Raw genomic sequence first — 4694 nt, forward strand, 5'->3', positions numbered from 1 at the left:
GAGAAGGTCGACCGACGCACCATCGTGGTCGCCAAGCCGATCAAGGCGCTCGGTGCTCACGAGGTGTCGGTCAAGCTGCACGACGAGGTGGCCGCCAAGGTCGCGCTCAACGTCGTTTCGGCCTGACGCTCTCGTCATACCGCTCGGCCCGCCTGCTCCTCGGAGCGGGCGGGCCGTTCGTCATTGTCTGCGGCGTCCGGTGCCCCCCCATCCCGCGCGAAGTGGCGGCCCACGACAGGTGAATCGCCGAAACGTATGTCGGCCGCCGCCAGTTGCCGGTGCCGTCGTCTACCGGATGTCGGCCGCCGCCAGTTGCCGGTGAGGTCGTCTACCGGATGTCGGCCGCCGGGGTGCGAGCCCGGGCGGGTCAGGCCTGGAAGACGTTGGTCCGGGCGACGATCGCGTCGAGGAAGACCGGCTTGTTGCGGCTGAGCACCTCGATGATGATCTTGCCGGTGCGCGAGCCCTGGTAGCGATCGAGCACCACGAACTCCCGCTGTGCCGAGCGCGCTCCGGCCAGGTCGACGACGCGCCAGTTGGTCGCGCCGACCTTGACCCGCACCCTGCCGTACGACGGTGCGGTGGGCGCATAGAGACGGAGCTCGCCGACCCGCTGCTTGGGCAGGACGAGTCGCGCTCCCTCGCGCTTGGACGTGACCAGCGTCTGGTCGAACGCCGCGGACTTCTTCACGACGGACCAGCCCTGCCGTCCGCGCAGGTCGGACGGGATGAAGAACTCGGACGTCGCCGACCAGGCACTCGCCGTACCGGCCTTGTCCACGCTGCGGGCGCGGAAGAAGTGGCGACCCGAGGGAGCGTCGGCGTAGCGCCACGCGCCGGGGGTGCAGGGGGTGCCCTGCCCGTCGACCTCGCACTCGAAGGTGGCGCCGGCCTCGTTGCTGTGCAGGCGGATCGGGACGCTCCGAGCGATGACGACCGGCTGTTGCGGGGTCTGCCTGTCGTAGAGGTCCGGGTTGACGAAGCCGACGGGCGCGACGGTGTCCTGCCCCCAGGTGAGCGTGGCGGGGGTTGCGTCGTAGTCCTCGCCGGGCTCGTCCGGCATGAGGAAGGAGTAGGTGATGGCCTGATCGGCGAGGTCGACCGCGCGCACCGAGAAGACATACCGCGCGACGTCGGAGTCGGCCAGGCCCTGGTAGGTGCGCGGCGACGTGCAGGAGCTCCAGTCGTGCGCCTGGACGGGCCCGTCGAGCCTGCATTCGAAACCGACCGCGTCAGCATCGGCATCGCCGTGCTGACCGGCGAAGGCGAACGACACCGTCCCGGTCGCGACCCAGCCAGCGGCGTTGGGCTGGACCGAGACGCCGGTCAGGGCGGTCTCGGGCGGCACGGTGTCGTCGCACTGGCTCAATCCCGATCGCGCCTCGGACAGACAGTCGGCTGCCGCGGCCGCCGGACGGGCGCCCAGCGGCACTCCGACCAGCAGCCCGCAGGCGAGCGCGAGGGTGGTGACGAGGCCGAGGCGGCGCGTGCGCATGCAGGCTCCTGACGAGGTGGTGGGCGCGGGATGGCCGCCGGGACGCTGCCTAGGTTACGAGGCCGGCGCCCAGGGCCGGTTGGCATACGCGAAGAGCAAGACGATCAGCAGGAGTACGACGCCGCCGGCCGCCGCATAGACCGAGCCCATCAGGTCGTCGGCCGCCGCGGCGAAGACGAGCACCGGAGCGGCTGCGAGCAGCACGTTCAACACCATGGCCGTACGCAGCCACGCGCGGGCGCGCGTGTCGTCCCGGGCGCCCGCGAGGTCGGCGAGGTGACGGGACAGGGCGACGCAGAACAGCACCTGGGGCAGGTTGATCGCCCACCGCAGCGACGGGTCGCTGCGCTCGAGCAGGTCCTGGGTTGCCGGGAACCAGACGCCGCAGGCCACGAGCAGGGCACCCAGGGCCAGGGTCACGAGCGTTGCGCGGTCCGCCATGCGGCGTACGCCCCAGAGCACCAGGAGCCACCCGAGCGGGTCGGCGAGCGCGTCGTAGCCGGCGAACTTCGCCACCAGCACCACGATCACCAGTCCGATCGCGACGGACTGGAGTGGCTTCATGGGCGAGAGGCTATCGACCCGGTGACCAGCCACGCCTCGCTGCGTGCGCGTCGGGTCAGCAGGACGAAGCGAGCGCCCATGAAGACGACGATCATCGCCAGCCAGACCGGGACGAGGCCGCCGGGACCGCGTGCGGCGAGGAGGGCGGCGGGGGCATAGAGGGCGAGGACGCCGAGGCCGGCCCACGCGAGGTAGCGGCCGTCGCCCGCGCCGATCAGCACGCCGTCGAGCACGAACACCACGCCGGCGATCGGCTGGCCGAGCGCGGCCACGAGCAGGACTGGGACCAGCAGGTGGTGCACCTCGGAGTCGGGCGAGAAGAGCGGTCCGAGCAACGGTGCGGTCACCGCGAGGAGGACGCCGCTGGCGATGCCGGCACCCCAGCCCCACTGCACCATCCGTCGGGTCAGCAGGCGCGTGCCCTCGACGTCACCGGCACCCAGGGCGCGGCCGGTGATGGCCTGAGCGGCGATCGCCAGGGCGTCCAGGGCGAAGGCGAGGAAGGTCCACAGCGTCAGGGCGATCTGGTGGGTGGCCAGGTCGATCTCGGTGTCGCGTCCGGCGATGGTGGCGGCGTAGGTGCCGACCAGGAGGCAGGCGCGCAGGGTGAGCGTGCGCAGGACGAGGGGCACACCGGTGCGAGCGGCGGTGATGATGCCGAGTCGGTCGGGGGTGAGGGGCGCGCCCTCGCGTCGCGCGGCGCGGACCACGACGGTGACGAGCACTGCCGCGCTCGCGACCTGGGCCAGGACCGAGCCGAGGGCCGAGCCGGCGATGCCGAGGTCGAGGCCGTAGACGAGGACCACGTTGAGGACGACGTTCGCGACGTTGCCGCCGACGGCGACCCAGAGCGGGGTGCGGGTGTCCTGCAGTCCGCGGAGCACCCCGGTGGTGGCGAGCATCAGCAGCAGCGGCGTCGTGCCGAGGATCGCAACCTCGAGGTACGCCGTCGCCTGGTCGCTCACGGCGGCGCCGGCGCCGAAGAGCTCGACGAGTGACCGGGCCAAGAGCGCCCCGACGACCGTGACGACGCTGCCGATCAGGACCGCGAGCCAGCAGCCGTCGATGCCCTGGGTCAGCGCACCCCTGACGTCGCCGGCGCCAAGATGGCGAGCAACGCTGGCGGTGGTGCCGTAGGCGAGGAAGACGCAGAGGCCGACCAGCGTCGAGAGCACGGCGCCGGCGATGCCGAGTCCCGCGAGCTCGGTGGTGCCGAGGTGGCCGACGATCGCGGCGTCGCAGAGCAGGAAGAGCGGTTCGGCCACGAGCGCGAGGAAGGCCGGCACGGCCAGGCGCATGATCTCGCGGTCGGTGGACGTCACGGGCGCAGCGTAACGGCCATTCATGGTCAGTGGCCATGACGGATGGATCGATCGGACGGTGCACGTAGTCCGTTCGAACTACCTGTGTATGACCGGTGCACAACTTGACAAAGTGGTAGCCGTCCGGCGCCATGTCGACAAAACGACCGGCGACTCCCACATGGCGAGCAGGTGAACAAAGTCTTTGCCTACTGTTTTCCCTCCACAGGCCCTGTCGGGTGTTTGTGCAGGTCAGCGAGGTGTCCATCGAAGAGTCGGCAGCGTTGTCCACAGTGACGTCCCCAGTCGTTGCACCTTGCGGGGCGTGTCCTCCACCAGCAAGCCCGAGTTATCAACAGACCCTGTGGATAACTCGGTCGCCGGGACTAGCCCGCGAGCCGTCGGGCGTCGTACGGTCGCGCGAACGCGCTCCCTCGTCGGCCCGGGCTGATGAGGTGGCCCCGATGGTTGTCGGTGGTCCCCTCTACCGTCGGTGCCGGGGTCGTGCCGCGGGTGTCGAGGGCTCGGTTGCCAGGTGGGTGATCGGCAGTGAGGGGACAACGGTGAGCATCACCGAGCAGGGTCGCACCGAGGCCGACTTCGAGTGGGGCGACGGGCCGGCGGCGTACGAGCCGGGCCAGGCGCCGCGGCGTCCCGGCGACCGCACGCCACCGCAGGACAACGCCGCGGAGCAGAGCGTCCTGGGGGCGATGCTGATCTCCAAGGACGAGATCGCCAACGTCACCGAGACGCTGCGTGGGCCCGACTTCTACCGCCCCGCCCACGAGGTCATCCACGACGCGATCATCGACCTCTACAGCCGCGGCGAGCCCGCCGACCCGGTCACCGTGGCAGCCGAGCTGAGCCGCAAGGGCGAGCTGGAGCGCGTCGGCGGTGCGCCCTACCTCCACACGTTGTCGGCCAATGTCCCGATCGCCGCCAACGCCGGCTACTACGCCGAGATCGTGCGAGAGAAGGCGATCCTGCGCCGCCTTGTCGACGCGGGCACCAAGATCGTGCAGATCGGCTACGCCGGTGAGGGCCAGGTCGACGACGTCGTCGACCAGGCCCAGGCAGAGGTGTACAAGATCACCGACCGCCGCGCCGCGGAGGACTACGCCCCGCTGAGCGACATCATGAACCCCGTCCTCGACGAGATCGAGGCGATCGGCAACCGTGACGCCGGGCTCTACGGCGTGCCCACCGGCTTCGCCGACCTCGATGAGCTGACCAACGGCCTGCACTCGGGGCAGATGATCATCGTGGCGGCTCGACCCGCCATGGGAAAGTCGACCCTCGCGCTCGACTTCTGTCGGGCCGCGTCGATCCACAAC

Annotated in this window: 5 protein-coding genes; 2 read left to right on the plus strand and 3 right to left on the minus strand. The window is 70.7% G+C overall.

Annotation, left to right across the window (positions count from 1 at the left end):
• A partial coding sequence (locus RMO85_RS04870; RefSeq protein WP_310526826.1) for a 50S ribosomal L9 C-terminal domain-containing protein occupies positions 1 to 126 on the plus strand: 126 nt, incomplete at its 5' end.
• 241 nt (positions 127 to 367) lie between these two features.
• Here the strand turns inward: RMO85_RS04870 and RMO85_RS04875 are convergent.
• The 3 genes from RMO85_RS04875 to RMO85_RS04885 are packed head-to-tail and all read right to left on the minus strand — an operon-like array spanning position 368 to position 3381.
• The gene (locus RMO85_RS04875) at positions 368 to 1495 is read right to left on the minus strand and encodes a hypothetical protein (protein ID WP_310526816.1); all 1128 of its coding nucleotides are present in this window, start codon (positions 1493 to 1495) and stop codon (positions 368 to 370) included.
• Positions 1496 to 1549: 54 nt separating this feature from the next.
• On the minus strand, positions 1550 to 2059 hold the full coding sequence (locus RMO85_RS04880) for a hypothetical protein (RefSeq protein WP_310526817.1): 510 nt from the start codon (positions 2057 to 2059) through the stop codon (positions 1550 to 1552).
• Positions 2056 to 3381: an MATE family efflux transporter gene (locus tag RMO85_RS04885; RefSeq protein WP_310526819.1), complete on the minus strand. Its 1326-nt coding sequence runs from the start codon at positions 3379 to 3381 to the stop codon at positions 2056 to 2058. Before RMO85_RS04885 ends, RMO85_RS04880 begins: the two co-directional genes overlap by 4 nt.
• Before the next feature lie 542 nt (positions 3382 to 3923).
• Between RMO85_RS04885 and RMO85_RS04890 the strand changes: the two genes are divergently transcribed.
• Positions 3924 to 4694 (plus strand): DnaB-like helicase N-terminal domain-containing protein (locus RMO85_RS04890; RefSeq protein ID WP_310526825.1); only part of this gene is annotated, 771 nt, incomplete at its 3' end.

This window comes from Nocardioides sp., assembly GCF_031422975.1.
Classification (GTDB): Bacteria; Actinomycetota; Actinomycetes; order Propionibacteriales; family Nocardioidaceae; genus Nocardioides.